Below are 26,696 nucleotides of genomic sequence, written 5' to 3' on the forward strand. Positions count from 1 at the left end.
CTCAGAATAGCGCGCCGACGATCGTCAGCGAATTGTCGAGCAGGCGGCGAGCAGGCGAGCGCGCCGCGATGCCGCCCCGCTCGATCTCGATCGCGTCGGCCAGCCAGCGATCCTGATGCGCACCGACCTGCGCCGCCAGTTCGGCGGAGCGGAACAGGATGTTGTTCTCGAAATTGAGGTCGAGGCTGCGGCGGTCCATGTTCGACGAACCCACCAGCGCCAGTTCGCCGTCGATGACCAGCGTCTTGGCGTGGAGCAGGCCACCGCGATATTCGAAGATGCGCACGCCGGCCTTGGCCAGCACCGGATAATAAGCGCGGCTGATCGCGCCAACGATGCGGCTGTCATTGCGGCGCGGGAATATGATCGTGACCGCGACACCGCGTCGCGCAGCGGCGACGATAGCGGCCAGCAGCGGCGGATCGGGCGCGAAATAGGGCGTGGTGATCACAATGCGCTGGCGCGCGCTGGCGAGGCAGGCGGCGAAGATATCCGTCATCGCGCCGCGCGGCGACAGCGGTCCCGTTCCGACCGCTATGGCTGTCAGACCTCCATGCACCGGCGATACGCTGACGGTCGTCGCGGCGCGCAGGTCCTCGCCTGTCTCGGCCGTCCACAGCGCAGCGAAGATCAGGTCAGCCTGGTGCGCGACTGGCCCTTCGTAGCGGATCAATATGTCCACCCACGGCGCGAAGCGCCGCTTGGGCAGGAAGGCCGGATCTGCGCAGTTCTGGCTACCGCAATAGGTGATGCGCCCGTCGATCACCGTGATCTTGCGATGATTGCGCAGGTCCAGCCGATGGCCGGCCAGGAACGCCAGCCCGAACGGGACCGCCAGCGTCGCGCACAGATGCGCGCCGGCATCGCGCATCGCCGCCCAGTGCGCCGAGCGGATGAAGGCGTGCGAGCCGATCGCGTCGGCGGCGATGCGGCAGGTGACGCCGCGCCGCGCTGCCCGACACACAGCGTCCGCCACCTTCGTGCCGTTGTGATCGCCAAGCCAGATGTAGAACGAGATATGGACCGCGCGCGTCGCCCCCTCGATGTCGGCCACGATCATGTCGATCGCTGCGTCGGAATTATGTGCGACCGCCGCCTCATTGCCGCCAGCCGCAGACCATCCCGCGACGGCAGCGCAGGTCGAAAAGGGGTTTTCGAACGGCGCTATTGTGCCGTCCGCCAATCCGAATTTGGGAGCGAATGGCGCCAATTGCGTCGACGCCTGCGCCACTCGATTGCGAAACCGCTTCGACACCCAGGGCTCGCCGAACAGCACGTATAACGCTGTCCCTATCCCGGGCAACGCAAGCAGCAGAAGTAGCCAGGCCGCGCGCGCCTGCGGTTCGCGTCCTTCCACGAGCATCGCCCGCAGGAGTACGATCAGGTGGATCGTGATGCCCGCAACGACAGCCCCGGTCTTCCATCCAATCATGCGCGATGCCCGAATGTGCCAATGGCAAAGGCGGCCCGTCGTCCCATCATCGCCATCTTGTCCAGTAACATCCGGCCAGTGCCGGTTCGGTGACATGCATAACGAGAAAAGCGGCGAGCGACAGCTTGCGAGGAACGATATCGAATGGCCGAAAGGCCGTAAATGGGGCGCTTTGCCGTCGTCCCGGTCTGCATAACGAGTGATGGCCCCTGCAACTAAATGGCCGCCGCCCCCGCAGTCCGTTACGAGTGCGTGATGATGAGTCGCTACTTCTCCGTTTCGACCGTTCGTGTCGCTCTGGCCTTCTTGATTCTTTTCGCCCTGTATCAATCAGCGGAGGGTATCGGCGCTCGGCTACTGCACAATGATGTCGTCCAGGATATCCTGATGATCTCAGCGGTTGTCGTGGCGTGGCCGGTCGGCAGATGGCTATTAAGGTATCGGGGCTACGCGGCTTACGCGCTCGAATGGCAGTCGCGGGTGCCCATCCTGCTAGGAGGTGGCCTGGTCCTTTCGCTGCTCGGAAAGACGGCCGCGATCGCGGTGGGATTGAAGATCGGCGCATACGTGCACACCACAGGCCCCGCGCCCGGTCTCACTATCGGCGGCGTCGGGCTGGCTCTGGTCGCCACGTTCATCGCATCCATTGCCGAGGACATCATCACGCGTGGATTATGGTGGCGAGTGGCACCAGTTGCGGCAAAATCGGGCCGTTTCATCGCTGTGTCGGCGTTGATCTATTTGCTCAATCACGTGTTTCGATTGGCCAAGGGTCCAAGCGAATGGTTCATGCTGATTTGTTTGGGAATTGCCTACGCGGCCGCGTTGGCCCGCACCGGATCGCTGTGGGCAGCAGTCGGACTGCACTGGGGGTGGAATCTCGCCAATAGTTTGGTCGATGGATTGATCTCGATGGATGGAAACCCCGCGCTGACGCCATATTTATCAGGAGTCGCCAACCTCGCGATAGCAGCGACAGTGCTTGTCGTTACGCCGATCTGGCAGCCAGCAAACGGCGATAGCGAAACATAGCGAGGATCGCTCTCGGTCGATCAGCAGCCTTCGCCGCGAGAGTGAACGAACGGCTGCTTTTCCGACCAGCACCGTGTCGCGCCGCCTCGAACCCGCCGAAGTCCCCATCTACACCGCTATCGAATTGCCGAAGGCGCTCGATACCGCCGATGCGCTGGGCGAGGCGGGACTGGCCGGTCGCAAAGCGGCGCCCACCAATATTGCGCTCTCTGACCTAAAGATCGCGTTTGCCACCACGATCCTTCGTTGCGAGGGGAGACCTGACCGAGAATCTCGGCATATCGGGCGCGCGCGCGGGTGACGGCGACCTTGATCCGGCGACCAAGAGTTAGCACGGACCGCTGGTAACCCTCAGGGAGAAGTTGCGCGACCCCATGATCGCCGCCCGTGTGGCACGGCAGTCACGCCGGAGGCAGCCGGCCGGCTTGGCGAGATCATCCTCGATAAGCTGCGCTCCGACGATTCGGTCCCGCGACAGAGCTACGCCCGTCAGTTCATCGCCAAGTTCGTTATTGCGCCGACCGCGATCACCATCACTGGTCCGATCAAGTCGCTGGAGATCGCCGCCAATGAGGGCCCCGATCAACAGGCACCCTTGGTGCCCTCCCTCGATCGGGAATGGTGCCCCTGGCCGGACTCGAACCAGCACGCCTTGCGGCACTCGATTTTGAGTCGAGCGCGTCTACCAATTTCACCACAGGGGCAGCGGCGGTTTCGCTAGACCAAGGGCTCTTCCGCTGCAAGCGTCTCGGTGGTTGCGTCGCCGGATCGGGGGCACCGCGAGCGGCCGGCTCAGCGACCATTCGCAAAAAGCGAACGCTCCCGCGACAACGGCGGCGAGCATCGCTCCCTGCATGCTGAACAGGATGGAGAGACTATCACTGCGGCTCACCATCCACATCACCGCGGCATTGTTGATCAGATGCAGCGTGCAGGCGGCGGCAAACATCTGCCAGCGATGCACGCGTCCATGCGCCGAATACACCACGCCGGTGGCCGTGTGCATCAGCACCGCGCCGGTCAAGGTGATCATCAGGACCCAGAGCGTCGCGCTATCGCCAACGGTAAAAGCCATGAGCGCCTTGGAGGTGACCACCTCGACCGCGCCGAACAAAAATCCGATCGAGACCGCCGCGCGTCCCGCCAGGCCCAGCCGGACGATCAGGGCCAGCTTCAAGGCTTCCTCGAACGGGACTGCCCAATAGACCGGCTGAATCACCAGCAAGGTCCGAAACACCCCTATCACGATGCCTGCGGGGATCATCAGCAGCGGCGCGGCGAGGAAGACCAATGTCGCCAGGAGCACGCGACGCCGTGGCACCCCGCAGCGCCGCATCCACAAATAGGCGAGCACGACCAACAGCACCCCGTAACAAGCGACAATCGATACCCTGACCATGCTTAGCTCCGCGGCGCCTGCCTCCGATAGCTCAGCGCCTCGGCTACGTGAATGCGCCCCACCCCTTCCGCCCCGGCCAGATCGGCGATCGTGCGCGCGACCCGCAGCATGCGAGTATAGCCCCGCGCGGACAGGCGCATCGCCTCGGCCGCCTGGGCGAGCAGCTTGCGCCCGGCCTCGTCGGGCACCGGCAGTGCGTTGCCCTCGGCTTCGGCATTGGTGCGCACCGTCGTTCCCGTATAGCGTGCCTGCTGGATCGCTCGCGCTTCCGCGACGCGAGCGGCGACTTCGGCCGAGCCCTCGGCGGGCGGCGGCAACACCAGATCGGCGGCGGTTACCGGCTGAACCTCGACGTGCAGATCGATGCGATCGAGCAAGGGGCCGGAGACCTTGGCCTGATAATCCGCCGCGCAGCGCGGCGCCCGTGCGCACGCCAGCGCCGGATCGCCGAGATGCCCGCATCGGCATGGGTTCATCGCCGCGACCAGCTGCACGCGGGCAGGAAAGGTCACATGGGCGTTGGCCCGCGCGACGCTGACCACGCCCGCCTCGAGTGGCTGGCGCAGCGAATCGAGCACCGCGCGCTGGAATTCGGGCAGCTCGTCGAGAAACAACACGCCGAGATGGGCGAGGCTGACCTCACCCGGCTTGACCTTCAGCCCGCCCCCGGTGAGCGCCGCCATCGATGCCGAATGATGCGGGCTGCGGAACGGCCGGGTCCGGGTCAGCCGCCCGCCCTGCAGCGTTCCCGCCACCGAAGCGACCATCGACACTTCCAGCGCCTCGGCCGAGTCCAGCGGCGGCAATATCCCCGGCAGGCACGAAGCGAGCAGCGATTTGCCCGCGCCCGGCGGCCCGCTCATCAGCAGGTTATGCCCGCCCGCAGCCGCGATCTCCAGAGCGCGCTTGGCGGTTTCCTGCCCCTTCACCTGGCGGAGATCGGGGCCGTGATCGGGCGCATCGGCCTCGCCCGGCGGCGGCGCGGCGATCAGCTGGTTGCCCTTGAAGTGGTTGAGCAGCGCGATCAGGTCGGGCGCGGGGATCACTTCGATCTGCCCCGCCCACGCCGCCTCGGGCCCCTGCGCGACAGGACAGACAAGCCCCTTGCCGATTTCCGACGCGTGCAACGCCGCCAGCAGCACGCCCGCGGACGGCGCGATCCGGCCGTCGAGCGCCAGCTCACCGACCACGACATAGCCGGCCAGCGTCTCGGCATCGACCACGCCCATCGCGCCGAGCAGCGCCAGCGCGATCGGCAGGTCGAAATGCGATCCCTCCTTGGGCAGGTCGGCGGGCGAGAGGTTGAGCACTATATGCTTGGGCGGCAGCGCCAGGCCTATCGCGGCCATCGCCGCGCGCACCCGCTCGCGGCTCTCCGCCACCGCCTTGTCGGGGAGCCCGACGACGACGAACTTGGGCAGTCCGGCGACGAGGTTGCATTGCACCTCGACCGTACGGGCCTCCAGCCCCAGATACGCAACCGTCGATACGCTTGCGACCAAGCCCGCCTCCCCCTCAGCGCGGCGAGCATAAGCGCTTTCCTCCAATGCGGAACGGGATCGGACCGAAACGGAGGCAATGATCGCGACGGCACTCCACCCCCGCCCAAGCGTTGTCATGGAATGGAACATTCAACTGTCTTGCATAAGCAACACGCAGTTCCCACCTCGCCGTCCATGGAGAGGAAAGGACGCCGCAGCCCCGTGATCCGCATCACCCTGCTCGTCACCGGCGCGCTACTGATCCTCGTCACGCCGCTGGTCGGGATCCTCCCCGGCCCCGGCGGTATCTTCACCTTCGCGGCGGGGCTGGTGCTGGTCCTCCAGAACTCCACCTGGGCGCGCGGCCGGTTCGTCCGGCTCAAGCGCCGCTGGCCGCGATTCGGGCATTATGCCGATATGGCGCTGCGCCGCCGCAGCTTCCGCCAGCGCCAGAAACGCGACAGGGAAGCCGCCGAGGCCAGGGCCGAAGCCGCTTTGCTCGGTTTCCCGCAGGAGTCACGTTGACTTCCTGCGGCGCTCCCCTTATGGGCACCCGACCAGCGGCCGCCCCTGTGGTGGCCCTTTTACGTTCTAGATACTTGAGGATGAGCGATGAAGCGGACCTTTCAGCCGAGCAATCTGGTGCGTGCGCGCCGGCACGGCTTCCGCTCGCGGATGGCGACGCCGGGCGGCCGCAAGGTGATTCGCGCCCGCCGCGCCCGCGGCCGCAACAAGCTGTCGGCGTAATCCCGGCACCTGTTGCGCGGCTTACGCAGCGCAAGGACTATCTCGCGGCGAACAGCGGAAAGCGAGCCCCCATGCCGGGTTTCGTATTGCTGGTCCGTGCGCGCAGCGATGCCGATCCGGCCATGCGGGTCGGCATTACCGTATCCAAAAAGGTCGGCAATGCCGTGATCCGCAACCGGATGAAGCGGCGCTTCCGCGCGCTTGTCCGCGAAGTGCTGCCCACCGAGGGGCTGGCCGGTGCGGATCATGTCCTGATCGGCCGCAATGCGGGGATCGAGCGCGACTATGCCGCGCTGAAGGCGGAACTGATCAAGGCCTTGGGGAAACTCAAGCGATGATCGCCCGCCTCCTCATCCTCCTCGCCCGCGGCTGGCAGCTTGGCCCGTCGCTGATCCTGCCGCCCTCGTGCCGCTACACGCCGTCCTGTTCGGCCTATGCAATCACCGCCCTTCGCCGCTATGGGGCGCTCAAGGGCAGTTGGCTTGCCGGCAAGCGCATCCTTCGTTGCAATCCATGGGGCGGCTGCGGCCATGACCCAGTACCGTAAGAATTCCGGGGAACATCGGTGAAAGAAGACCAGAAGAACTTCCTGCTGTTCGCGGTGCTGGCCGCGCTGATCCTGTTCGGCTGGCCGACGATCGCGCATTGGGTGTTCCCGACGCAAAACCCCGCCCCCACCAAGATAGAGGGCGGCAAGACCACCCCCGTTGCCGATCCCAAGGCATCCCCGGCCGCGGTGAGCCCCACGGCGATCCGCGACCGCGCCATCGTCCTCAAGGAAAGCCCGCGCATCCTCATCGACACGCCGTCGCTAAAGGGTTCGATCAACCTCAAGGGCGCACGGATCGACGATCTTGTCCTCGCCAAATATCCCGAGACGATCGCCAAGGGGTCTCCTGCGATCCGCCTGCTCTCGCCCGGCGGTACCCAGGACGCCTATTTCGCCGGCTTCGGCTGGCGCGACGATGGTCTGAAGCCGCCGAGCCCCGACACGGTCTGGCAGGCAAGCGGGCCGGTTCTCGCGCCCGGCACCCCCGTCACCCTCTCGGCCGCCAACGGCCAGGGCCAGGTCTTCCGCATCGAACTGGCGGTCGACGAAAAATACATGTTCACGGTGAAGCAGACCGTCGCCAACACCGGCACGGGCGTGGTCCCGGTCGCGCCTTACGGCCTGGTCTACCGCAGCGGCATCTTCAAGGAGCCGGACAGCTGGACGGTCCATGTCGGCCCGATGTCCGCGCATAATGGCGCCGCCAAATATGATCTCAACTTCAAGGATCTCGATGGCGAGAAGGCCAGCGACTTCACCTCGAACGGCGCGTGGCTGGGCTTCACCGACAAATATTGGCTCACCGCGTTGATCCCCGATCAGGCGGCGGTGGTGGCCGGCAAGTTCCGTGGCGCCCCCAACGGCGCCTATCAGGCCGATTATGCCCGCAACGCCCAGCTGCTCCAGCCGGGGCAGAAGATTACACACACCAGCCGCTTCTTCGCCGGCGCCAAGGAAGCCGCGCTGCTCGATACCTATGAGGGTCAGGGCGTCACCCATTTCGGCAAGGCGATTGATTGGGGCTGGTTCGAGATCCTCGAAAAGCCGATCTTCTATTATCTCGACTGGCTGTTCCGGATGATCGGCAACTTCGGCGTCGCGATCATCTGCCTGACCTTCACGATCCGCGCGCTGATCTTCCCGATCGCCAACAAGCAGTTCCAGTCGATGGCCAATATGCGCGCCATCCAGCCCAAGATGAAGGCGCTGCAGGAACGCTACAAGGACGACAAGCAGCGCCAGCAGCAGGAGATCATGAAGCTGTACAAGGAGGAGAAGGTCAATCCGCTCGCGGGCTGCCTGCCGCTCATCCTCCAGATTCCGATCATGTATTCGCTGTACAAGGTGCTGCTGCTCACGATCGAGATGCGCCACCAGCCGTTCGTGCTGTGGATCAAGGATCTCTCGGCGCCCGATCCGCTGACCCCGCTCAACCTGTTCGGGCTGCTCGATTTCACCCCGCCGCACTTCATCGCGATCGGCGTGATCCCGATCCTGCTCGGCGTGTCGATGTACTATCAGATCAAGCTGAACCCGGCGCCGATGGACGAGATGCAGAAGCAGATCTTCGCGATCATGCCGTGGATGCTGATGTTCGTGATGGCCCCGTTCGCGGTCGGTCTCCAGGTCTACTGGATCACCTCGAACTGCATCACCATCGCCCAGCAGCGCTGGCTCTATTCGCGCCATCCCGCGCTCAAGGAGCCCCTGCCCAAGAAGGATGCCGGAGTTAAGTGACCGAGGCTTTCGAACCGGAAGCGATCGAAACCGCGCGCAAGGCGTTTGCGGGGCCGGTCGCCTTCCTCAAGTCCGCGCCCGCGCTCGAACACCTGCCCTCGCCGGTGGTGAACGAGGTCGCGTTCGCGGGCCGTTCGAACGTCGGCAAGTCGTCGCTGCTCAACGCGCTGACCAACCGCAACGGCTTGGCGCGCACGTCGAACACCCCAGGGCGGACGCAGGAGCTCAACTTCTTCGATGTCGGCGATCCGCTGCAATTCCGGCTGGTCGACATGCCGGGCTATGGCTTCGCCAAGGCGCCCAAGGACATGGTCCGAAAGTGGCGCTATCTGGTGAACGACTATCTGCGCGGGCGGCAGGCGCTGAAGCGCGCCCTGGTCCTCATCGACGCCCGCCACGGCATCAAGGATGTCGATCGCGAGATCCTCGAAATGCTCGACAGCGCCGCGGTCAGCTACCGGATCATCCTGACCAAGGCCGACAAGATCAAGGCGAGCGAGCTGGCGGAAGTCACCGCGCGCACCGCCGAGGAAGCCCGCAAGCGCGCCGCCGCGCACCCCGACATCATCCAGACCTCGAGCGAAAAGGGCCTGGGCATTCCCGAACTGCGCGCTGCGGTACTAGAAGCGATCGGCTGATGGACGAGACATTGCTGTTCGCCTGCGGGACGCTGACGCTCGAAAAGGTCCATGTGGCTCTGTTCGGACGTGTTCTACCCTATGACGAAGACGCGCTGCCAGGCTACACCAAGCGTACCGTCGTGCTCGACGATCCCGAGATTCTGTCGACCACCGGCACCGGCACCCATCTGTCGATGGTGCCGTGCGACACGCCGGGCGCTTCGGTGCCCGGTCGGGCGATGCGGCTGACCGAAGCCGAGCTGGCGCGGATGGACCCTCACCAGAACGCGCATCACCGCCGCACCCGCGTCACCCTCGCCTCGGGCCGCGAAGCCTGGGCCTATCTCGGCGGCTGACGGTTTGACCACCGCCGCGCGCCCGTTAGGATGCGCGCAAATAGGGGGAAACCAATGAAATCTCGTGCCGCTTCGATCGCGCTTGCCATGCTGCTGCCCGGCCAGGCCATCGCCGCGCCACTCTGCGCGACGCTCAAGGAAGTGCTGCCGATCGCGAAGCAGGACCGCCAGATGATGGTGCTGCGCTCCGGCCCTGAGCTTGAATTCGGCGAGCGGCTGGCGACCAGGCAGGTCGATGGCTTTCGCTGTGTGATCAGCCCCGACGAGCCGAACGGCCGCACCTATTTCAACTGCACCGCGAGCGATGACGCGATCGCCAAACCGACGATCGCCGCGATCGGCCAATGCTTCGGCATCGAGCCGCAGCTCGAAACAAAGTCCTACGCGACCACCAACACGTTTCATTTGCAGTCCACGCCGCATATCTGGATCGCGACCAACGAGTTCACTTCGGGCCGCTTTTCCTTCTCGCTCATCACCCGCGGCTAGCCGGGCCGCACCCGGTCAGCTCAGCAGCGTCTTGCGGTGGATGGCGCCGTCGGGCGCATGGCCCTCCAGCTTGATGAATTGCTGGGTGCGCTTGGCGTACCAGAAGCGGGTGGGCTTGCCGCCGCTGTTATAGTCGCACTCGACGATCCAGCAGTCGATCGCGCGGCCATCGGGACCCGGCAGCCTCTCGTCGCCCGCGACCGTCCACAGATAGCGCCCGGGCTTGGGTGCGCCGGGGTGATAGAAGGGAATCGACACCGCATAGCCGGCCGCCAGCGGCAGTGTCCCCAGCATCTCCATGTCGGTTTCGAAGTTGAACATCGGCTCGTCGAACGAAACCGTGAAGTCGGCGCGGCTGTTGTCCGCCACGCCCGGCATGGCGGTGATCCGCGCCGGCTCGAACAGGAACCCTTCCACCGTCCGCTTGTCGTCTACGGTCGAAATGCGGAGATGCGTCGAAGGACGCCACGTTCCCGGCTCGAACAACGAATCGCGCGTGACCAGGCTCGGCTTGGCCCCGGTCCCGTCCCAGCGCTGGAGGATGCGCATCTTCGCCACGCCGTCGACGGTCTCGAAGCGAACCTCGCGGCGCCAGATATCGGTGGCGATATGCGCCCCGTCCTTCTCGCGCGACCGCAGATAGCTATGCGCACCCGGCTTGAGCAGATCGAAGCGCGCCAGCCGGTCACCGACCTTTAACGTCGCAGGCGCGGCTTTGGCCCGCGCTGCGGCTGGCGCGGCCTTCGCCATCGCCGCCACCGGCGCCATCGCCGCCGCCCCGAGCACGCTTCGCCTGCTGACCTTCATACCATCCCTCCAAAGTGCTATATCGGCATAACACACATGCGGCCGCCCGCAAGCCGCTTTGACGCGGCGCGCCTTCGCCTTCATGCTTGTTGCATTGGAGGGGGCAATGAACGCTACCAACGGCACGCCGGCACCGCGCCTTGAGGGCCTCGACATTTTTCGCGGCATCACCGTCGCGATGATGATCCTGGTCAACACTCCCGGCTCGGACCGGATCTGGTGGCCGCTCGATCATGCCGAATGGCATGGCTTCACCCCCACCGACCTCATCTTCCCCGCCTTTCTCTGCGCGATGGGCGTGGCGCTCGGCCTCAGCTTCCCGCGCAAGGTCGATGCGGCGTTGTGGAAGCGCGTCGCCTGGCGCACCTTCGCGCTGATCGCGATCGGCTGGGCGTGGCAATTGCTGGTCCGCCCCGATCTCGCCAATCTCCGCTTCTTCGGCGTCTTCCCCCGCCTCGGCCTGTGCTACGGCCTGACCGCCACCATCGCGATCCTCACCGCGCGCCGCGATGCCGGGGGCCGGGCGCACCTGCGCTGGCAGGCGTTAGCGGGAGCGGCCGCCGCCACACTGCTTTTCTACTGGACGGCAATGGCGCTAGGCGGCGACTTCACCCCCGAAGGCAATCTTGCCGGCTGGGTCGATCGCACCCTGGTCGGCACCCAGCATATCTGGCGCCACGGCAAGGATGCCGCGGGCAATATCGTCTACGATCCCGAAGGGCTGTTCTCGACCATCCCCGCCCTCGCCAACGTGTTGCTCGGCATCCTCGCGGCGATGGCGTGGAAACGCGATCCCGAGCGGGCGCTGCGCTGGATCGCAGTCGCCGGTATTGCTCTGATCGCGATCGGCCTCGCGATGGCGCCCTGGTTCCCGATCAACAAGAAACTGTGGACCTCCAGCTTCGCGCTGCTCACCTCAGGCCTGTCGGGGCTGCTGCTGGTCATCTCGGTTCTCGCCGTCCGTGCCCCCGCGATCCGCACCGCACTCGCCCCGTTCCGCGTCTTCGGCATGAACGCGATCCTTGGCTACATCCTTTCGCTGCTGATCGGGCTGGCGGGAATGCGGCTCGGTTTCCAGGCATGGGGCTTCTCCCGCCTGCAGGGGTGGGTAGGCGATCCATGGCTCGCCTCTTTTCTCTATGCCCTCGCGATCACGATGATCGTCCTCGCGATCTTGCTCCCTTTGCATCGCCGGGGCATCCACCTCCGTCTCTGAACCGCCCGTCATCCTCTTGACGTCCGGACGAAAGATCGTTTCTTATCCGTGACGGGTCGCACCAAAACTGGAGAGAGTTATGCCCCGGCGCCTCGTGATCGCCGCCACCGCGCTTGCCGCTTTGCCATTTCCCGCGGCGGCCCAGAATTACGGCATGAAGGAACGCGTGATCCTGGGCACGATGAACATCTGCTGGGACGCGGAACGCGGCGGCAATCTGGGCAAGCTCACCTATGAGGCCGGCTTCGATCCCACGCCCCAGGCGCAGCGCCCGCTTTACTATCGCGACGTGGAGGGCACTGTGGTGTTCCTGAGCGCCGATTTCGGACCCGGGGACGATGGCCTGCCCGAACCCGCCTGCCGCATCACCGCGCTCAAGCCCCAGGTCGGCGCGCAATGGACCCCGCGCGGCGCCATCCTGCCCGATTTCAACGCGCTGCTCGATCGCCTGATCTCCGGCGCGGCGACGATGGAGAGCGGCTACCGGGTCGTCTATCGCGGCCAACCCAATCCCCGCCGTCCCGGCACGCGCCACACCTTGCTGCGGATGGATGAAGGCCCCCGTGCCCGTCTCATCTATGTCGAGGAGGCACCCACCCATTACGAATTCCTCTATGTGCGCGGCAGCCGCAAGGTCGTGTTCGATCCCAGCACGCTGGAGATCGGCACGCTTCCCGCCGGGCGCACCGGGATGCAGGCCTTCGTCACCGACCGTTACGAAATCGCGTTCTGCAACCTGAATCCCCATGCATGCGAAACGCCCGAGCAGCGCCGCAGCCGTGAGCAGATGGCGCGCAACGCGACCCAGGCGAGACCACCCATCGCCATCCCCTTTTCCGGCATCGGATCGACGGGCGGCGGCGACAATCGCAGCAATGAGCAGAAGCTGAGGGACAAGGCGTGGTGGGAGAATTACCATCGCTGCGGCCGGGGCAAATGCTGAGCCGCAACGGGCGCCCGCCGTTGCCCCTCCCGGCCCGCCTCGCTATCCCCTCCCCATGAAGCTCATCATCGGCAACAAGGCCTATTCCTCCTGGTCGCTGCGCGGCTGGCTCGCGTGCAAGCAGTCGGGCATCGCGTTCGAGGAAGTCGTGGTTCCCCTCTACGACGAGAATTGGGACAAGCGCCGCGAGGGCGACGAATTCGCGCCCTCCTCGGGCAAGGTGCCGATCCTGTGGGATGGCGAGGCCGTGGTGTGGGACAGCCTCGCCATCGTCGAATATCTCAACGACAAGACGGGCAACGGGAAATTCTGGCCGGCCGATCCCACCGCCCGCGCCATGGCCCGTTCGATGGCGGCCGAGATGCATTCGGGTTTCGCGTCGCTTCGCCGCAAGCACACTATGAACATCCGCCAGGTCTATCCGCCCAAGGCGCTGGACCCCGATGTCGCGCAGGAACTGGCGCGGATCATGGAGCTCTGGGCGCAGGCGCGGGCCCGGTTTGGCGGCGAAGGCCAGTTCCTGTTCGGTGACTTCGGCGCCGCCGACATCATGTTCGCGCCGGTAGTGACCCGCATCGTCACCTATTCGCTCCCCGTTCCCCGCTTCGCCCAGGCCTATATGCTCGGCGTGCTCCAGCACCCCTTCATGCAGGACTGGATCGCCGGTGCGCAGGAAGAGGATTGGGTGATCGAGCAGTTCGAGACGCCAACGACGGAGTAGGCGATGAACAAGGATCAACGGCTGGCAATGGGTCTGGGGCTCGGCGTTGCCATCGGGGCCGGAATCGGGGTGGCGGTGCACAATCTGGCGATGGGCATCGGCCTCGGCTTGTCGCTCGGCGTGATCTTTGCGGTGATGCCGCGCAAGAAAGATGGCGACAGCTAGAAGCTGCCGCCATCCTTGTGCCGGAAACCCTGGCCGGCGAACAAATGCATGTCGATATCGGGATAGTGGCAGTCGGTTTCGCTGGGCCGCCCGACCGCGATGAATACGCAATCGGCATCGCTACGGTTCTGCAATACGTGACCATTGCCGTCATTCTTTGCGAACGCGGCGACGTCGCCCGGGCGCATTGGCTGTTCGCCCGAATCATCGACAAGCACCGCTTCGCCGCTCAGCATGACGACGAACTCGTCCTCGCCCTCATGCCAATGGCGCTGCGCCGACCAGGCGCCGGGCTTGAGCGTGACGTGGCTGAAGCCGAAGTCAGTGATCCCGCTGGCAGGGGCCAGCCGACGATACCAGCGCTCCGCCACGACATCGGCATATTCGCTCGGATAGCCGGTCGCATTGGTTTGCGGGATTGTATCGAGATCGAGCTTGGGCAATGCCACCTCCACCGGAACGGGAGGCAAGTTTGCCAGACGCCATCGAACTGACCAAGGCCCTGATCGCCGCCGAGAGCGTGACACCCGCGCGTGGCGGCGTGTTCGATGTGCTGGAGGCGGCGCTGCTCCCGCTCGGCTTCAAGGTCGAGCGCTTCGTCGAGGGCGAGGCGCCCGACGGCCCGGTCGAAAATCTTCTCGCCGTCCGTACCGGCGCCGGTCCCCATTTCGCCTTTGCCGGCCACCTCGATGTCGTCCCGCCGGGCAGCGGCTGGACCAGCGGCGCCTTCGACCCCGAAGTGCGCGGCGGCCTGCTCTACGGGCGCGGCGCGGTCGATATGAAGGGGGCCATCGCCGCCTTCGTTTCCGCCGTGGCGCGCGTGCCGGAAGGCATGGTCAGCCTGATCATCACCGGTGACGAGGAAGGCCCCGCCACCTTCGGCACCCCGCGCCTGATCGAGCGCATGGCCGAACGCGGCCTCAAGCCCAACATGTGCCTGGTCGGCGAGCCCACGTCCGCAAAGCGCCTCGGCGACACCATCAAGATCGGCCGCCGCGGCTCGACGGTGATCGATGTCGCCGTGATCGGCCAGCAGGGTCATGTCGCCTACCCGCACCTCGCCGACAATCCCGTGCCCCGGCTGGTCCGCGCCCTCGCCGAGATCGACGCGATCGTCCTCGATGAGGGCAATGCCTGGTTCCAGCCCTCGAACATCGAGATCATCGACCTCGAAGTCGGCAACCGCGCCACCAATGTCATCCCGGCCCGCGCTTCGGCCCGGATCAGCATCCGCTTCAACGATATGCAGCGCGGCGACGATCTGGTCAGCCGCGTCGAGCAGATCGTGCTCCGCCATGCGCCGGATTCGGTGGTCGAGGGCCGCGTCTATGGCGAAGCCTTCCTCACCGAGCCCGGCGCCTTGTCTTCGCTGGTGGCGGGCGCGATCCAGTCCAGGCTCGGAATCGAGGCCGAATTCTCCACCACCGGCGGCACTTCCGACGCCCGTTTCCTCTCCAAGGTCTGCCCGGTGGTCGAGTTCGGCCTGATCAACGCGACGATGCACAAGCTCGACGAAGCCGTGGCGCTCGCCGACCTCGAAGCGCTGGCTGACGTCTACGAGGAAGTGCTGCGGAGAGTCCAAAAGCACTAAGCCGCAACTTTCCCCAGCGAAGGCTGGGGCCCAGGTGGGAAGGCTGAAGTTGGTTGGCTACGACCTCTCCAACTGGCCCCCAGCCTCCGCTGGGGAACCGCTCTCACGCAGCTTGCAATGTAGGATTTCGCCTGCTCGGCTGAGCCAGCCGGCAATGCCGTCCGCTCTTTGAAATCGTCGCTCCGGAAAATCTTATGGTCATCGCGACCATTGAGACCATTCGCGCCTTCAGACTGCGATCCGCCGTGGCTCCACGCCCCGCGCCCAGGCGAGGAATTCGTCCTCCGCCATCGGCTGGGCGACGGCATAGCCCTGCAACACATCGCACCCGATCACCCGCAGAACCGCCGCCTGATCCTCATTCTCGATGCCCTCGGCCACCGCTTCGCAGCCAAGCCCGTGGATCAGTCCGATCATCGCCTGCGCGATTGCCCGCGCTTCGGCATGGTTGGCGACCTGTTCGATGACGCTGCGGTCGAGCTTAATGCGATCGACCGGCAGTTCGCGCAGCCGCGACAGGTTCGAATAGCCGGTGCCGAAATCGTCGATGGCGACGGTGGCGCCATCGGCGCGCAGCGCGGCGATCGCGTCGATCACTTCGCTCGAACAGTGCATCGCCAGCGTCTCGGTCATCTCGAGCTCGAGCAAGGCCGCCGGCGCCCTGGCGGCATGCATGGCTTCGCGCAGGCGGCGGAAGAAATTGGCATGGTCGATCTGGCGCTGGCTGATGTTGACCGCGAGCCGCTGGCCGATGCCCAGCTCGCCCCAGCGGGCGATGGTCCGGGCAACGCTCTGCAATACCCACTCGCCGATCTCGACGATCAGCCCGGTTTCCTCGGCACGCTGCAGGAACGCCCCCGGCATCTTGAGGCCATCCGGGTGCCGCCAGCGCAGCAGCGCCTCGGCCGCGACGATGCGGCCGTCGGTGGCGGAAACCTGCGGCTGGAACACCAGCGCGAACTGATCCTTGTCGACCGCTTCGCGCAGATCGCTTTCGAGCTGGGCGCGCTCGGCGATCTCGGCGGCGAGCTGATCGGTGAAATGCTCGGCGCGGCCGCGGCCCATCGCCTTGGCGTGATACATCGCGGCGTCGGCGGCACGCATCAGGTCGTGCAGCGTCGTGCCGTGCTCGGGGCGGATGGCGATACCGATCGAGGCGCCGATCGACACTTCCTGATCGGCGAGATCGAAGCTTTCCGACAGCGCGAACAGGATGCCACGCCCGATCCGGTCCGCATCCTTGAGATCGGCGAGGCCGGGGAAGAACATCGTGAACTCGTCGCCGGCGAGGCGGCCGATCAGCGGCGCGCGCGCGCCTGCGCCGGCAAAGCGGTCGGCCACCGCCCGCAGGCGATTGGCGACCATCCCGAGCAAGGCGTCGCCGGTGGCATGGCCGAGCGTATCGTTGACCGCCTTGAAGCGGTCGAGATCGATGAAATAGAGCACCGCGTTCTCGCCCGGCGGCATATCGGCGAGCATCCGTTCGGCGGTGCGGCGGAAATTGGTGCGGTTGGCGAGACTGGTCACCGGATCGAACATCGCCAGGCGCTGGACGCTCTCAAGGTTCGAATGCAGCTGGCGGAACAACCCCTCCATCGCATTGGCGAGCTGGGGCACATTCTCGCCGACCTCATGTGGAATCGCGCTTTCGAGATCGCCGTTCGCGGCCTGCGCCAGCCGGGTGATCGCCGCGTCGATCGAGCCCGCGGTCGAGGCGATGGTGCGCTCGGCGGATGCCCAGCACATCACGCCGCAGACGATTGCGGCGATCAGCGCGCGGCCCGCCGATTCGACGGTGATCATTTCGGGAGTCGATGCGGCGGCGAGGGCGAGGATGAACGCCACCGCCCCGGCGCACATCGCAAAGGCGATGGCTCGGCTCTTTAGCGAGAATCCTTCCACCTTCGCTGCCCGATCCCCCTTCGCGCGCGGACCGAAAAGTGCGGTCCAGCAGCCGGAAAAATCGCAGACAGAGGTTAAGATTGTTTTCCGCCGCCGCTCAAATTGGGTCGTCTGAGCACAATATATAATGCGCCGCTGCCGCCATGGCGCGGATGAGCGTTGCGAACGGCCGCGATCCGGCCGGCATGGCGCGACGATGCCAGCCAGTCGCCGACCGCCGCGCGGATCGCGCCGCGGGCATGCGGTCGCTCGGATTCGGGGCGCGGCGGCTTGCCGGTAACCAGCAGCAGCACGCGGTCGCCCTGCGCGATCGCCTGCTCCAGCCCGCGATCGAGCCGGTCATAGGCGGAGGACAGGCTGTGCCCGTGCAGATCGATCGCGCTTTCGGGCGAAACGAGACCCCGCGAGAGCTGGCGATCCCAGCTACCGTCGAGCGTATTCGCCGAGCGCGCGCTGCGCGGCGCGGGCGCAACGGGCGCCACCGCCTTCATGATCCTCGGCGCCGGCTTGGTGGCGGGCGCTGGAGCCGCCGCCGCCGGCGACACCAGCGCCTTGGGCGCGATCTTGCGCCCCGCCATCGGCTTCACGCTGGCGATCACCCGGTCCCACAGCGCCGCTTCCTCCGGCGCCAAACGTCTCACGGCGTGGCCGTCAGCCGCGCGAGCGTCCCCCGCGGCACCAGCAGCCACGCGGTACCGCGCGAGTTCATCCCGCCGGCGATTGCCCGCGCTTCCTCGCCCGCACCCCAGAAAGTATCGACGCGATTGGTGCCCTTGATCGCCCCGCCGGTATCCTGCGCCACCCACAGGCCATTGGCCTCGGCGCGGTCCATCGACAGGAAGACGAGGCCACCCAGCGGCACGAAGCGCACGTCCACCGCCGCGCTGGCCTGGCCGGTCACCGGCAGCCCCATCGATCCCAGCGGCCCCGCGCCCTTCAATTCCTGGAAGAACACGAAGCTCTTATTCTCCCACATGATCTCGCGGCCCTCTTCGGGGTGCTCGCGCAGATAGGCCATGATGCCCTGCATCGATGCCCCGCCGGGCTTGAGCAGCCCGCGGTCGCGCATCAGCGCGCCGATGCCGGTATAATCGCGGCCATTCTGGCTGGCGAAGCCGATGCGGATGATGCTGCCATCGGGCTGGCGCAGGCGGCCCGAGCCCTGGATTTGCAGGAAGAAAATCTCCACCGGATCGGCGGCATAGGCGATGATCGGCGCGCGGTCATGGATCGCGCCGGTCTCGATCTCCTTGCGATCGAAATAGGGCACGAAGCTCTGTCCGGCGACGCGGCCGCGGATGCGCTTGCCCTTCAGGTCGGCCGAAAACTGGCCAAGATCGACATCGACCAGATCGTTCGGGCGGCCATAGATCGGCACCTCATACCCACGCCGCCGTTCGCGCGATCCGGCGATCTCGGGCTCATAATAGCCTGTCGCCTGTGCCTTGCCGTCGGCGATCTGCAGCGTCTCGAACCAGCGCGAGAAAAAGTCGCGCGCGTCGCGCGCGGCGACGTTCCTCGCGGCATCGCATGCCGGCGTCCAGTCGCTGCCCCGCGTCAGGCCGCTATTGTCGGTGCGCTTTTGCAGCGCGTTACAGCTGAGTTTGAACGCCTCAAGCGCGCGCGCGGCGTTGCTGTCGGAAATCGGCAGCGTATCGACCGGCGGCCCGGCGATCACACCCGCCTTCGCCGCGCTCGTCACGCTGGCGGCGGCGGCGGGGGCGGTGATCGGAGCGAGAGGGGTGGCGGGGATTGGCTGGCGGACGGTTACGTGCGCCTGTGGCTCGACAGGCGCGGAAGAAGCGGACGGATAGATCGGTGCTGGTCCCGCGCCGGGTTCCACGGAATGCGGCACGATGCCGCCAGAACAGGCGCTCAACAGCGCCGCCAGCGCGACACCCCCCCATAGCCGCATAGCGATCAGCCCCCTCTCGAACACGTAAAGCTCAGGCGTCGTCGGTTTCGACGAGCTTCCAGTTGGGATCGTCGCTGCGCAGGTTGCGCGCGAAGGTCCAGCTATCGTGGGTCTCGACAGCGTCGCTCATCGACCCGGCGATGAGGTTGCCATCGGCATCGCGGGTCACCGCGGCGATATCCGCATCGAAGCGCACGGTGATCCGTGCGGTCTTGCCCTCGACGCTGGCCTCGGTGATCAGGGCGCGCTCGATCACGACCAGGCGATTGTCCAACACATGGCCCGCTTCACGGCGCTCGGCGATCGCCTGGGTGAAGCCTTCGCGAACATCATCCTCGACCAGCCAGGCCAGCGTTTCCTCATCGCCCTTCCAGAAGGCTTCGAGAATCATCCGGTAGGCCGATTTCGAACCCTCGACGAACTGGGCGACGTCGAAGCCGGGATCGGCGGCGATCACCGCGCGCAATCCACTCTCGGCACCGGTCTCGATCGCGCGGGTGCCGCTCTCGCGGACTTCGGGCGTCACGTCGATCGTGCGCGGCACCGGCGGAATGCCAAGACGCTCTTCGGCGGGCTTGGGCAAAGGCTGCTCATGCCCAGTGCGCTTGCCGAGCACCGAGTAGAGGCGGAGCGCCAGAAACGCCGCGACCATCGCGAAAAGGATAACGTAGTACATGGTTCTCCAGTCTCTTCACCCGTTACATAAGCCCAAGCGCCGCGCTATTCAAATCGTCGGGCTGTTCGCCGACAATTGAAACGCCCGACGCCGCCTGCTAGGCGCGCACGCGACGAAACGCGCCGGATGCGCGAAACTTTCCGTATCAACGAGGAATCTTGAGAATGGCCGAGACCGACAACCTGCCCGAATTCGGCGAGCCCGCGCAGAACGGCGAAGACACTGCGCCCGCCGCAGGCATTCTTTCGCAATATGTGAAGGACTTCTCGTTCGAGAATCCGAACGCCCCGGCGATCTATCAGAACAATGTGCAGCCGGCGATCGACGTGCAGTTCAACATCGGTTCGGGCAAGGTCGCGGACGAAGTCTATGAGGTCGTCCTCAAGATCGAAGTGCGCGCGCAGGCCGAGAGCCAGACCGCCTTCATCGTCGATCTCTCCTATGCCGGCCTGTTCGGCCTTCGCAACATTCCCGAGGACCAGCTCGATCCGTTCCTGCTCGGCGAGGCGCCGCGCATCCTGTTCCCGTTCGCGCGCCGCGTTCTGGCCGATGCCGTCCGCGACGGCGGCTTCCCGCCGCTGCTGCTGGAGCCGATCGATTTCGGCGGCATCTATATGGCGCAGCGCGCGCAGGCCGACGAGCAGCTGGCCCAGCCGGCCGGCGAAGCCTGAGCTCGCTTAGCCCAGGATAGCGATGTGAAGCTCGCCCGCACGCTTGGCTCGGTGGGCGGGCTCACCCTCGCCAGCCGCGTGCTGGCGCTCGTCCGCGATTCGCTCCAGGCGCGCTATGTCGGCGCCAATTTCGCGTCGGACGCGTTCCTCGTCGCCTTCCGGCTGCCCAACATGTTCCGCGCCTTCTTTGCGGAGGGCGCGTTCTCATCGGCGTTCATTCCGATGTTCAACCGCAAGCTGGCCGAAGCGAATGGCGAGCGCGCGCCCGCGTTCGATTTCGCCGAGCGCACGCTGGCGGTGCTGTTCGCCTTCCTGGCGGCGATGACGGTGGCGATGCTGGTTGCCGCCTGGCCGATGACCGCATTGCTGTCCGGCGGCTTTCACAAGCAGAACCCCAGCCACGATCAGTTCGCCTTTGCCGTCGAATTGAGCAGGATCACCATCCCTTATCTGATGCTGATCTGTCTTGCCTCGCTGCTGGGCGGCATCCTCAATTCGATCGACAAATTCTGGGTCAACGCCGCCGCGCCGATCCTGCTCAACATCGCGATGGTGACGGCGCTGTTCGCGTTCCACGGCACGCCGGAGGAGACCGCGCGCGCCCAGGCACTCGCGGTGCCCGCTGGCGGCCTGCTCCAACTCGCATGGCTGTGGTTCGCCTGCCGCGCCGCCGGAGTCTCGCTGCGCCCGCGCCTGCCACGGCTCGATCCCGAAGTCAGACGGCTGATGAAGCTGATCCTTCCCGCCGCGGTCGGCGCCGGCGCGGTGCAGCTCAATCTCGTCATCTCGACCGCGCTATCGGGCTTCCTGCTCGATGAAGGTTCGATCTCGTTCATTTATTATGCCGATCGGCTGAACCAGTTGCCCCTCGGGATGATCGGCATCGGCCTTGGCACGATCCTGCTCCCCACCGTCTCGCGCCTGCTCGGCGCCGGCAAGGACGCCGAGGCGATGGAGACCCAGAATCGCGGCATGGAGCTGGCGCTGTTCCTGACCCTGCCGGCGATGGTCGCGCTGATCGTCGCGGCGGAACCGATCGTGCGGGGGCTGTTCCAATATGGCCATTTCACCGCCGACGACACCGTCAAATGCGCCTGGGCGCTCGCCGGCTTCTCGATCGGCCTGCCCTCTTATGTTCTCGCCAAGGTTCTCACCCCGGGCTTTTACGCCCGCCAGGACATGCGTACCCCGGTGCGTTTCGCGACCATCGCGGTGGCGGTGAACATCGCCGCCAATCTCGCGCTCATCCCGCTGATCGGCCATGTCGGCCCGCCGCTGGCAACGGCATTGTCGTCCACCGTCAATGTCTGGCTGCTCTATCGCACGCTGGCGAAACGCGGTCATTTCGTGCCCGACACACAGCTCAAGCGCCGCCTGCCGCGCCTCGTCATCGCGGCGGTGCTGATGGGCGTGGCGCTCTTCGCCTGCGACCGTCTGCTCGATCCGTGGCTTGGCGGATTGATCTGGCAGCGGTACCTCGCTTTGGCCGTGCTGGTCGGCACCGGCTGCGCGATCTACGGCGTCGCCTGTTTCGTCACCCGCGCTTTTCGCGTTGCGGACCTCAAAGCGCTGGTTCGCCGCCGCGCGGCGCGCTAGGGAGCGCGCATCCAGGGCAATCGCAGCGCGGTCGCGTCCCCGCCGTCCCGGATCCGCGGCCCGTCCAAAGGCCGAACGGTCAGCCCGGGCGCGCGAAGGAAAAGTCATGCGCGTCGTCTCCGGTATCCAGACCACCGGCAATCTCCACCTCGGCAACTATCTGGGCGCGATCCGGCAGTGGGTGAAGATGCAGGATCAGGGCGAGTGTCTGTTCTTTCTCGCCGATCTTCATGCGCTGACCGGCAATGTCAGCCCGCAGGAGCTCGCCAACTCAACCATCGAGATGGCCGCGACGCTGCTCGCCGCCGGAATCGACGACCGCGCCATCCTGTTCAACCAGGCGCGCGTGCCCGCGCATGCCGAATTGTGCTGGATCCTCAACGGCACCGCGCGGATGGGCTGGCTCAACCGCATGACCCAATGGAAGGACAAGGCCGGCAAGAACCGCGAAAGCGCCAGCGTCGGGCTGTTCGCCTATCCGGTGCTGCAGGCCGCCGACGTGCTCGTCTACAAGGCGACGCATGTGCCGGTGGGCGAGGACCAGAAGCAGCATCTCGAGCTGGCGCGCGATATCGCCACCAAGTTCAACCTCGATTTCGATGTCGAGCTGTTTCCGCTGCCCGAGCCACTGATCTCCAAGGCCGCGCCGCGGATCATGAGCCTGCGCGACGGCCAGGCGAAGATGTCGAAGTCCGATCCCTCGGACCTGAGCCGCATCAACCTGATCGACGATGACGACACCATCGCCCAGAAGATCCGCAAATCGAAGTCGGACGCCGATCTGCTGCCCGACAGTTTCGACGCACTGGCCGAACGCCCGGAAGCGAAGAACCTTGTGACGATCTATGCCGCGCTGGCCGAGCGCACCCCGCAATCGGTGGTCGAGGAATATGCGGGCAAGGGCTTCGGCGCGTTCAAGCCGGCGCTTGCCGATCTCGCGGTATCGGTGCTGTCGCCGATGCGGGGCCGATTGGTGAAGCTGCTCGACGACCGTACCGCGGTCGGCGCCGAGCTGGCCAAGGGCGCCGCGCGCGCCCAGGCGCTTGCCGCGCCGACGCTCAAGGCAGCGCAACAGGCGGTGGGGTTGCAGGTCTAGCCGGGTTAACCGCATTCCTGAGGAAACGGGAAGGTGATTGCCGCGTTGTTTCGGAAATGGGCGTGCGGTGCGCCCCTGGCTGAAAGTGGCGGTGATGCGTAAATCCTGGCTCCTTCTCGCTCCGTCGCTGCTGGCGATCGCTTCCTGCAGCGGCGGAGGATCGGGCGGCTCCGGTGGCGGAGGGACGGTGGTCACGCCGAGCCCGACCGCGACCCCGGCGCCCGATCCCGGTCCGAGCCCGGCACCGACCCCAACCCCCGCCGCCACGCCGACGCCGAGCAGCGAGCCCGCCACCGGCTCCGATTTCTTCACCTCGATCGCCCAACTCTACACCGTCCAGCCCGATATCGCCGCGTGCCAGGCGGGCCAGCTCAAGCCCGAAGTCGGCGCGCGGGTATTGGCCCTGGTCAACGATATCCGCGCCAGGCACGCCTTGCCGCCGGTCACCTATGCCGCGGCGGAAGAAGCCGCGGTGCAGCAATCCTCGCTGATGATGGCCGCCAACGGCGCGCTCAGCCACACCCCGCCGACCAACTGGAACTGCTATACCGGCGCGGGAGCCACCGCGGCAGGGCAGAGCAACATCTATCTCGGTTCGGGCGGCGGGCTGCGCTATTCGCAGGATGGCGACATCGTCATCGGCTGGCTGACCGACGTCAACAACCTGGTGATCGACAGCGTCGGCCATCGCCGCTGGCTGCTCTATCCGTTCCTCAGCACGATTTCCTACGGCCGCGTCGCCGGCCGCTACCAGACTAGCAACCGCGCCGATGGCGCATCGATCAAGGTGATCAACAGCGCGCAGAACACCGCCGGTCCGCTGCCCGATTTCGTCGCTTATCCCTATCAGGATTATCCGGCGCGCTACTTCAACACATCGGCCTTGCTGTCATTCGGGGTGATCGCCAACAAGACCAGCGCGTTCGGCGCCAATGCGAGCGTTAATTTCTCGGGCGCGACGATCGCGGTGCGTGCGCGCGGTGGCGCGGCGATGACCGTGTCGAAGATCGCCTATGACAATGACGGCTATGGCTTGCCCAACAATCTGCAATTCGCGGTCGCCGGGCTGGCCACCAATACGATCTACGACGTGACGATCAGCAATGTCGTCGTCGCGGGCACCGCGCGCAATTACAGCTATTTCTTCCGGGTCGTTCCATAGGCCAGCGAACACCGTTCCGCGTTCGACTTGCAATGTAGGATTTCGCCTGCTTGGCGTGGCCGGTCGGCGCTGCCTGCCGCTCTTTGAAATGGTAGGTTTGGAATACCCATGGTCACTGCGACCATTGGGACCATTCGCCCGTGAAACACCGGCGATAGCGTGAGTTTAGTGTCAACTTCCACACCAATGCGGTGAAGTTAGTCAGGGTGGAGGCGTGACAATTCGCGTTGCCCCGCTCTCATCTCCTCCACCCCGACCCCTCCGATGGGAGGGAACCCCTGGTCCGCGAGGCTCAGCCCTCCAGCGTGCGCATCAGCGTGCGGACGGCGCCGTCGATCTCGCTGTCCTTGCCGCGCAGATCCTCGATGCGCTTGACGGCGTGAATCACCGTCGAATGATCACGGTTACCGAACTTTCGACCAATTTCCGGCAGCGAGCGCGTCGTCAGCCGCTTGGCGAGATACATCGCGATCTGGCGCGGACGGGCGATGGCGACCGCGCGGCGCTCGGAGATCAGGTCGATCTGCTTGACTTCGAAATGCGCCGAGACCGCGCGCTGGATCTCGTCGATGGTGATGCGGCGCTGGGCGGTGCGCAGCACTTCGCCGAGCGTGACGGTCGCGAAATCGATCGTGATCGTCTCTTCGTTGAGCTGGGCATAGGCGACGAGGCGGTTGAGCGCGCCTTCGAGTTCGCGGACATTGGTGGTGATGCGCGCGGCGAGCAGGTCCATCACCTCGTGCGGCATGTCGACCGCGGGCATATCCTTGAGCTTCTGGGCGACGATGGCGCGGCGCAGTTCGAGCTCGGCGGGCTTGATATCGGCGACCAGGCCCGAGCCAAGGCGGCCGGCGAGGCGCGTCTCGAAGCCTTCCAGCGCTTGCGGGGCGCGATCGGCGGCGATCACCAGCCGCTTGCCCGAAGACATGAACTCGTTGACGGTGTGGAAGAATTCTTCCTGCGTCGCGTCCTTGCCGCCGATGAACTGGAGATCGTCGATCATCAGCAGATCGACCGAGCGCAGCCGGGTCTTGAAGGCGTGGGTGTCCTTGGCGCGCAGCGCCTGGACGAACTCGAACATGAATCGCTCGGCGGTCACGTATATCGCGGTCGCCTCGGGATTGGCCTCGAGGAACGCGTGGCCGATCGCGTGCATCAGGTGCGTCTTGCCCTGCCCGGTACCGGCATGGAGGTAGAGCGGGCTGAACTGCGGCGTGCCCGGCTGGGCGACGGCCTTGGCGGCGTTGAAGGCGACCCGGTTGGTCGCATCGGTGACGAAGCGCTGGAAGGTGAAGCGCGCATCGAATTGCGGGCGCTCGGCCGGCGCGGCGGCAGGCGCTTCGGCGACCGGCGTCAGGACGCGCTTGGGCTCTTCGGCGATCGTCTCGAGCGTGACGCTCGCGCAATCGGGCAGCACCGCGCGGAATTCGAGCAGCAGGCGTTCGGAATAGTGATTCCTGACCCACTGGGTCATGAAGCTCGAAGGCAGGCCCAGGCGCACGGCTTCGGCGCTGCTGCCGTCGATCAGGACGACGGGCTTCAGCCACTGGTCGAAAAGGCGCTGGCCGGCCGAACGCCGCAGGTTACCCCGCACATGCGCCCAGGCCTTGGCAACTGCTTCCATTCCGTCCCGCTCCAATGCCTGCACCTGAGTCAACGACGCACCTCTCCCCCGCGAAAGCCACATGCCTTCGCGTGATCACCCGATCCCTACCAATTACTCCCTGCAGCCGGACATTGCCCCCGGGCTGGCACGATGAGTTCGCTAAATCCCGGGCGACAGACTCGGCCCGGACGGCCTTTCTAGGAAGGTGCGTTCGATTCGAGCAAGGGGTGCGGATGTAAAGAATCTGAAATAGTTTTGTTGACTCCTCCTAAGTCGCTGAAAACCTAGGGGTGGCAACATCAACATGTTAATTTTCAAATACTTAGTTGGTTAACGCCACGTCACGTGCTGCGACTCGCGGATTTCCGCGGTTTGCGTTGTGTTAAGCCAGCCGACACCCATTTTCGCCGCCGGCGCACGCGAAAACCCCGCCGGACCCGGTCCGGCGGGGCGAAAATTTCGGAAACCCGTGGGTTTTAAGCGAGTGCTGCGACGCGCTTGTTGAGACGCGAGAACTTGCGGCTGGCGGTGTTCTTGTGGAGCACGCCCTTGGCGACGCCACGGGCCAGTTCCGGCTGCGCCGCTGCCAGCGCGGCGGTGGCCGCCGCCTTGTCGCCCGAATCGAGCGCCGATTCGACCTTCTTCACGAAAGTCCGGATGCGGCTGACGCGCGCACCATTGATTTCCGCGCGGCGGTCGTTCCGCCGGATACGCTTCTTCGCTTGCGGCGTATTCGCCATGCCGTATCGTTCCCGTTGTCAAAAAGTAGAAGGGCGCGGGACTAGC

At 65.7% G+C, this 26,696-nt stretch carries 30 protein-coding genes and 1 tRNA gene; 19 read left to right on the plus strand and 12 right to left on the minus strand.

Annotated features, from left to right (window positions below; genetic code table 11):
• Position 1: 1 nt before the first annotated feature.
• Complete coding sequence (cls, locus tag KF730_RS11665) at positions 2-1,432, minus strand: cardiolipin synthase (RefSeq protein WP_294095315.1); 1,431 nt, start codon at positions 1,430-1,432, stop codon at positions 2-4.
• A gap of 255 nt (positions 1,433-1,687) precedes the next feature.
• On the opposite strand from cls, the gene KF730_RS11670 reads away from it, so the two are divergent.
• Positions 1,688-2,464, plus strand: a complete 777-nt coding sequence (locus KF730_RS11670; RefSeq protein ID WP_294095318.1) for a CPBP family intramembrane glutamic endopeptidase — start codon at positions 1,688-1,690, stop codon at positions 2,462-2,464.
• 73 nt (positions 2,465-2,537) lie between these two features.
• Positions 2,538-2,765 (plus strand): hypothetical protein, encoded by a 228-nt coding sequence (locus tag KF730_RS11675; RefSeq protein WP_294095321.1) that lies wholly within the window; start codon positions 2,538-2,540, stop codon positions 2,763-2,765.
• A gap of 318 nt (positions 2,766-3,083) precedes the next feature.
• Here the strand turns inward: KF730_RS11675 and KF730_RS11680 are convergent.
• The 3 genes from KF730_RS11680 to KF730_RS11690 form a co-directional block, all read right to left on the minus strand.
• Positions 3,084-3,168 (minus strand) — tRNA-Leu (locus KF730_RS11680).
• The gene (locus KF730_RS11685) at positions 3,156-3,863 is read right to left on the minus strand and encodes a hypothetical protein (RefSeq protein WP_294095322.1); all 708 of its coding nucleotides are present in this window, start codon (positions 3,861-3,863) and stop codon (positions 3,156-3,158) included. The genes KF730_RS11680 and KF730_RS11685 overlap by 13 nt, the downstream gene beginning before the upstream one ends.
• A gap of 2 nt (positions 3,864-3,865) precedes the next feature.
• Positions 3,866-5,365, minus strand: coding sequence for a YifB family Mg chelatase-like AAA ATPase (locus tag KF730_RS11690; protein ID WP_294095325.1), 1,500 nt, complete (start codon positions 5,363-5,365; stop codon positions 3,866-3,868).
• Between the two features lie 201 nt (positions 5,366-5,566).
• Between KF730_RS11690 and KF730_RS11695 the strand changes: the two genes are divergently transcribed.
• The 8 genes from KF730_RS11695 (at position 5,567) to KF730_RS11730 (ending at position 9,843) form a co-directional block, all read left to right on the plus strand.
• Entirely contained in the window at positions 5,567-5,869 is a 303-nt protein-coding gene (locus tag KF730_RS11695; RefSeq protein ID WP_294095329.1) for a hypothetical protein, read from the plus strand.
• An 87-nt stretch (positions 5,870-5,956) separates the two neighbouring features.
• Positions 5,957-6,091, plus strand: a complete 135-nt coding sequence (rpmH, locus tag KF730_RS11700; RefSeq protein ID WP_224922788.1) for a 50S ribosomal protein L34 — start codon at positions 5,957-5,959, stop codon at positions 6,089-6,091.
• On the plus strand, positions 6,091-6,429 hold the full coding sequence (gene rnpA / locus KF730_RS11705; RefSeq protein ID WP_294095930.1) for a ribonuclease P protein component: 339 nt from the start codon (positions 6,091-6,093) through the stop codon (positions 6,427-6,429). Before rpmH ends, rnpA begins: the two co-directional genes overlap by 1 nt.
• The gene (gene yidD, locus KF730_RS11710; RefSeq protein ID WP_294095332.1) at positions 6,426-6,638 is read left to right on the plus strand and encodes a membrane protein insertion efficiency factor YidD; all 213 of its coding nucleotides are present in this window, start codon (positions 6,426-6,428) and stop codon (positions 6,636-6,638) included. The genes rnpA and yidD overlap by 4 nt, the downstream gene beginning before the upstream one ends.
• 18 nt (positions 6,639-6,656) lie before the next feature.
• On the plus strand, positions 6,657-8,378 hold the full coding sequence (gene yidC, locus KF730_RS11715) for a membrane protein insertase YidC (protein ID WP_294095335.1): 1,722 nt from the start codon (positions 6,657-6,659) through the stop codon (positions 8,376-8,378).
• Positions 8,375-9,016: a ribosome biogenesis GTP-binding protein YihA/YsxC gene (yihA, locus tag KF730_RS11720; RefSeq protein ID WP_294095339.1), complete on the plus strand. Its 642-nt coding sequence runs from the start codon at positions 8,375-8,377 to the stop codon at positions 9,014-9,016. The genes yidC and yihA overlap by 4 nt, the downstream gene beginning before the upstream one ends.
• Complete coding sequence (locus tag KF730_RS11725) at positions 9,016-9,354, plus strand: gamma-glutamylcyclotransferase family protein (protein ID WP_294095341.1); 339 nt, start codon at positions 9,016-9,018, stop codon at positions 9,352-9,354. Before yihA ends, KF730_RS11725 begins: the two co-directional genes overlap by 1 nt.
• A 54-nt stretch (positions 9,355-9,408) precedes the next feature.
• A complete protein-coding gene (locus tag KF730_RS11730) occupies positions 9,409-9,843 on the plus strand; it encodes a hypothetical protein (protein ID WP_294095343.1) in 435 nt (144 codons plus the stop codon).
• 15 nt (positions 9,844-9,858) lie between these two features.
• On the opposite strand, the gene KF730_RS11735 is transcribed toward KF730_RS11730, so the two are convergent.
• Positions 9,859-10,650: a hypothetical protein gene (locus tag KF730_RS11735; protein ID WP_294095345.1), complete on the minus strand. Its 792-nt coding sequence runs from the start codon at positions 10,648-10,650 to the stop codon at positions 9,859-9,861.
• Positions 10,651-10,756: 106 nt separating this feature from the next.
• Between KF730_RS11735 and KF730_RS11740 the strand changes: the two genes are divergently transcribed.
• From KF730_RS11740 to KF730_RS11755, 4 genes are all read left to right on the plus strand, one after another.
• The gene (locus tag KF730_RS11740; protein WP_294095348.1) at positions 10,757-11,866 is read left to right on the plus strand and encodes a heparan-alpha-glucosaminide N-acetyltransferase domain-containing protein; all 1,110 of its coding nucleotides are present in this window, start codon (positions 10,757-10,759) and stop codon (positions 11,864-11,866) included.
• A 79-nt stretch (positions 11,867-11,945) separates the two neighbouring features.
• The gene (locus tag KF730_RS11745; RefSeq protein WP_294095350.1) at positions 11,946-12,809 is read left to right on the plus strand and encodes a hypothetical protein; all 864 of its coding nucleotides are present in this window, start codon (positions 11,946-11,948) and stop codon (positions 12,807-12,809) included.
• 55 nt (positions 12,810-12,864) lie between these two features.
• Positions 12,865-13,530 (plus strand): glutathione S-transferase family protein, encoded by a 666-nt coding sequence (locus KF730_RS11750; RefSeq protein ID WP_294095351.1) that lies wholly within the window; start codon positions 12,865-12,867, stop codon positions 13,528-13,530.
• Between the two features lie 3 nt (positions 13,531-13,533).
• Positions 13,534-13,695 carry a hypothetical protein gene (locus KF730_RS11755; RefSeq protein ID WP_294095352.1) on the plus strand — a complete coding sequence of 54 codons (162 nt, stop codon included), beginning with the start codon at positions 13,534-13,536 and terminating at the stop codon, positions 13,693-13,695.
• Here the strand turns inward: KF730_RS11755 and KF730_RS11760 are convergent.
• Positions 13,692-14,138 (minus strand): cupin domain-containing protein, encoded by a 447-nt coding sequence (locus tag KF730_RS11760; RefSeq protein WP_294095933.1) that lies wholly within the window; start codon positions 14,136-14,138, stop codon positions 13,692-13,694. The genes KF730_RS11755 and KF730_RS11760 overlap by 4 nt on opposite strands.
• On the opposite strand from KF730_RS11760, the gene dapE reads away from it, so the two are divergent.
• The gene (gene dapE / locus KF730_RS11765; RefSeq protein WP_294095354.1) at positions 14,138-15,286 is read left to right on the plus strand and encodes a succinyl-diaminopimelate desuccinylase; all 1,149 of its coding nucleotides are present in this window, start codon (positions 14,138-14,140) and stop codon (positions 15,284-15,286) included. The two genes, KF730_RS11760 and dapE, sit on opposite strands and share 1 nt — an antisense overlap.
• A 228-nt stretch (positions 15,287-15,514) precedes the next feature.
• On the opposite strand, the gene KF730_RS11770 is transcribed toward dapE, so the two are convergent.
• From KF730_RS11770 to KF730_RS11785, 4 genes are all read right to left on the minus strand, one after another.
• Positions 15,515-17,188, minus strand: coding sequence for an EAL domain-containing protein (locus KF730_RS11770; RefSeq protein ID WP_294095357.1), 1,674 nt, complete (start codon positions 17,186-17,188; stop codon positions 15,515-15,517).
• Positions 17,189-17,262: 74 nt separating this feature from the next.
• Positions 17,263-17,784, minus strand: coding sequence for a Smr/MutS family protein (locus KF730_RS11775; protein ID WP_294095937.1), 522 nt, complete (start codon positions 17,782-17,784; stop codon positions 17,263-17,265).
• A 41-nt stretch (positions 17,785-17,825) separates the two neighbouring features.
• Positions 17,826-19,043: a murein transglycosylase A gene (locus tag KF730_RS11780; protein WP_294095360.1), complete on the minus strand. Its 1,218-nt coding sequence runs from the start codon at positions 19,041-19,043 to the stop codon at positions 17,826-17,828.
• Positions 19,044-19,134: 91 nt separating this feature from the next.
• Entirely contained in the window at positions 19,135-19,779 is a 645-nt protein-coding gene (locus KF730_RS11785; protein WP_294095365.1) for a Tim44/TimA family putative adaptor protein, read from the minus strand.
• A 164-nt stretch (positions 19,780-19,943) separates the two neighbouring features.
• Between KF730_RS11785 and secB the strand changes: the two genes are divergently transcribed.
• From secB to KF730_RS11805, 4 genes are all read left to right on the plus strand, one after another.
• Positions 19,944-20,450 (plus strand): protein-export chaperone SecB, encoded by a 507-nt coding sequence (gene secB, locus KF730_RS11790; protein WP_294095368.1) that lies wholly within the window; start codon positions 19,944-19,946, stop codon positions 20,448-20,450.
• Positions 20,451-20,474: 24 nt separating this feature from the next.
• Positions 20,475-22,046 (plus strand): murein biosynthesis integral membrane protein MurJ, encoded by a 1,572-nt coding sequence (gene murJ, locus KF730_RS11795; protein ID WP_294095370.1) that lies wholly within the window; start codon positions 20,475-20,477, stop codon positions 22,044-22,046.
• 106 nt (positions 22,047-22,152) lie between these two features.
• Positions 22,153-23,142 carry a tryptophan--tRNA ligase gene (gene trpS / locus KF730_RS11800; RefSeq protein ID WP_294095373.1) on the plus strand — a complete coding sequence of 330 codons (990 nt, stop codon included), beginning with the start codon at positions 22,153-22,155 and terminating at the stop codon, positions 23,140-23,142.
• 94 nt (positions 23,143-23,236) lie between these two features.
• A complete protein-coding gene (locus KF730_RS11805) occupies positions 23,237-24,304 on the plus strand; it encodes a CAP domain-containing protein (RefSeq protein WP_294095375.1) in 1,068 nt (355 codons plus the stop codon).
• Positions 24,305-24,596: 292 nt separating this feature from the next.
• On the opposite strand, the gene dnaA is transcribed toward KF730_RS11805, so the two are convergent.
• Both dnaA and rpsT read right to left on the minus strand, forming a co-directional pair.
• The gene (dnaA, locus tag KF730_RS11810; RefSeq protein ID WP_294095377.1) at positions 24,597-25,928 is read right to left on the minus strand and encodes a chromosomal replication initiator protein DnaA; all 1,332 of its coding nucleotides are present in this window, start codon (positions 25,926-25,928) and stop codon (positions 24,597-24,599) included.
• A 458-nt stretch (positions 25,929-26,386) separates the two neighbouring features.
• On the minus strand, positions 26,387-26,650 hold the full coding sequence (gene rpsT / locus KF730_RS11815) for a 30S ribosomal protein S20 (RefSeq protein ID WP_294095380.1): 264 nt from the start codon (positions 26,648-26,650) through the stop codon (positions 26,387-26,389).
• Between the last annotated feature and the right edge of the window lie 46 nt (positions 26,651-26,696).

This window comes from Sphingomonas sp., from assembly GCF_019635515.1.
Taxonomy (GTDB): domain Bacteria; phylum Pseudomonadota; class Alphaproteobacteria; order Sphingomonadales; family Sphingomonadaceae; genus Sphingomonas.

Excerpts from the sequence above, each read along its gene's own strand:
- cls (WP_294095315.1), bottom strand. The coding sequence starts at position 1,432 with ATGATTGGATGGAAGACCGGGGCTGTCGTTGCGGGCATCACGATCCAC.
- KF730_RS11670 (WP_294095318.1), top strand. The coding sequence starts at position 1,688 with ATGATGAGTCGCTACTTCTCCGTTTCGACCGTTCGTGTCGCTCTGGCC.
- KF730_RS11685 (WP_294095322.1), bottom strand. The coding sequence starts at position 3,863 with ATGGTCAGGGTATCGATTGTCGCTTGTTACGGGGTGCTGTTGGTCGTG.
- rpmH (WP_224922788.1), top strand. The coding sequence starts at position 5,957 with ATGAAGCGGACCTTTCAGCCGAGCAATCTGGTGCGTGCGCGCCGGCAC.
- yidD (WP_294095332.1), top strand. The coding sequence starts at position 6,426 with ATGATCGCCCGCCTCCTCATCCTCCTCGCCCGCGGCTGGCAGCTTGGC.
- KF730_RS11725 (WP_294095341.1), top strand. The coding sequence starts at position 9,016 with ATGGACGAGACATTGCTGTTCGCCTGCGGGACGCTGACGCTCGAAAAG.
- KF730_RS11730 (WP_294095343.1), top strand. The coding sequence starts at position 9,409 with ATGAAATCTCGTGCCGCTTCGATCGCGCTTGCCATGCTGCTGCCCGGC.
- KF730_RS11735 (WP_294095345.1), bottom strand. The coding sequence starts at position 10,650 with ATGAAGGTCAGCAGGCGAAGCGTGCTCGGGGCGGCGGCGATGGCGCCG.
- KF730_RS11740 (WP_294095348.1), top strand. The coding sequence starts at position 10,757 with ATGAACGCTACCAACGGCACGCCGGCACCGCGCCTTGAGGGCCTCGAC.
- KF730_RS11745 (WP_294095350.1), top strand. The coding sequence starts at position 11,946 with ATGCCCCGGCGCCTCGTGATCGCCGCCACCGCGCTTGCCGCTTTGCCA.
- KF730_RS11750 (WP_294095351.1), top strand. The coding sequence starts at position 12,865 with ATGAAGCTCATCATCGGCAACAAGGCCTATTCCTCCTGGTCGCTGCGC.
- KF730_RS11755 (WP_294095352.1), top strand. The coding sequence starts at position 13,534 with ATGAACAAGGATCAACGGCTGGCAATGGGTCTGGGGCTCGGCGTTGCC.
- dapE (WP_294095354.1), top strand. The coding sequence starts at position 14,138 with ATGCCACCTCCACCGGAACGGGAGGCAAGTTTGCCAGACGCCATCGAA.
- KF730_RS11785 (WP_294095365.1), bottom strand. The coding sequence starts at position 19,779 with ATGTACTACGTTATCCTTTTCGCGATGGTCGCGGCGTTTCTGGCGCTC.
- secB (WP_294095368.1), top strand. The coding sequence starts at position 19,944 with ATGGCCGAGACCGACAACCTGCCCGAATTCGGCGAGCCCGCGCAGAAC.
- trpS (WP_294095373.1), top strand. The coding sequence starts at position 22,153 with ATGCGCGTCGTCTCCGGTATCCAGACCACCGGCAATCTCCACCTCGGC.
- KF730_RS11805 (WP_294095375.1), top strand. The coding sequence starts at position 23,237 with ATGCGTAAATCCTGGCTCCTTCTCGCTCCGTCGCTGCTGGCGATCGCT.
- dnaA (WP_294095377.1), bottom strand. The coding sequence starts at position 25,928 with ATGGAAGCAGTTGCCAAGGCCTGGGCGCATGTGCGGGGTAACCTGCGG.
- rpsT (WP_294095380.1), bottom strand. The coding sequence starts at position 26,650 with ATGGCGAATACGCCGCAAGCGAAGAAGCGTATCCGGCGGAACGACCGC.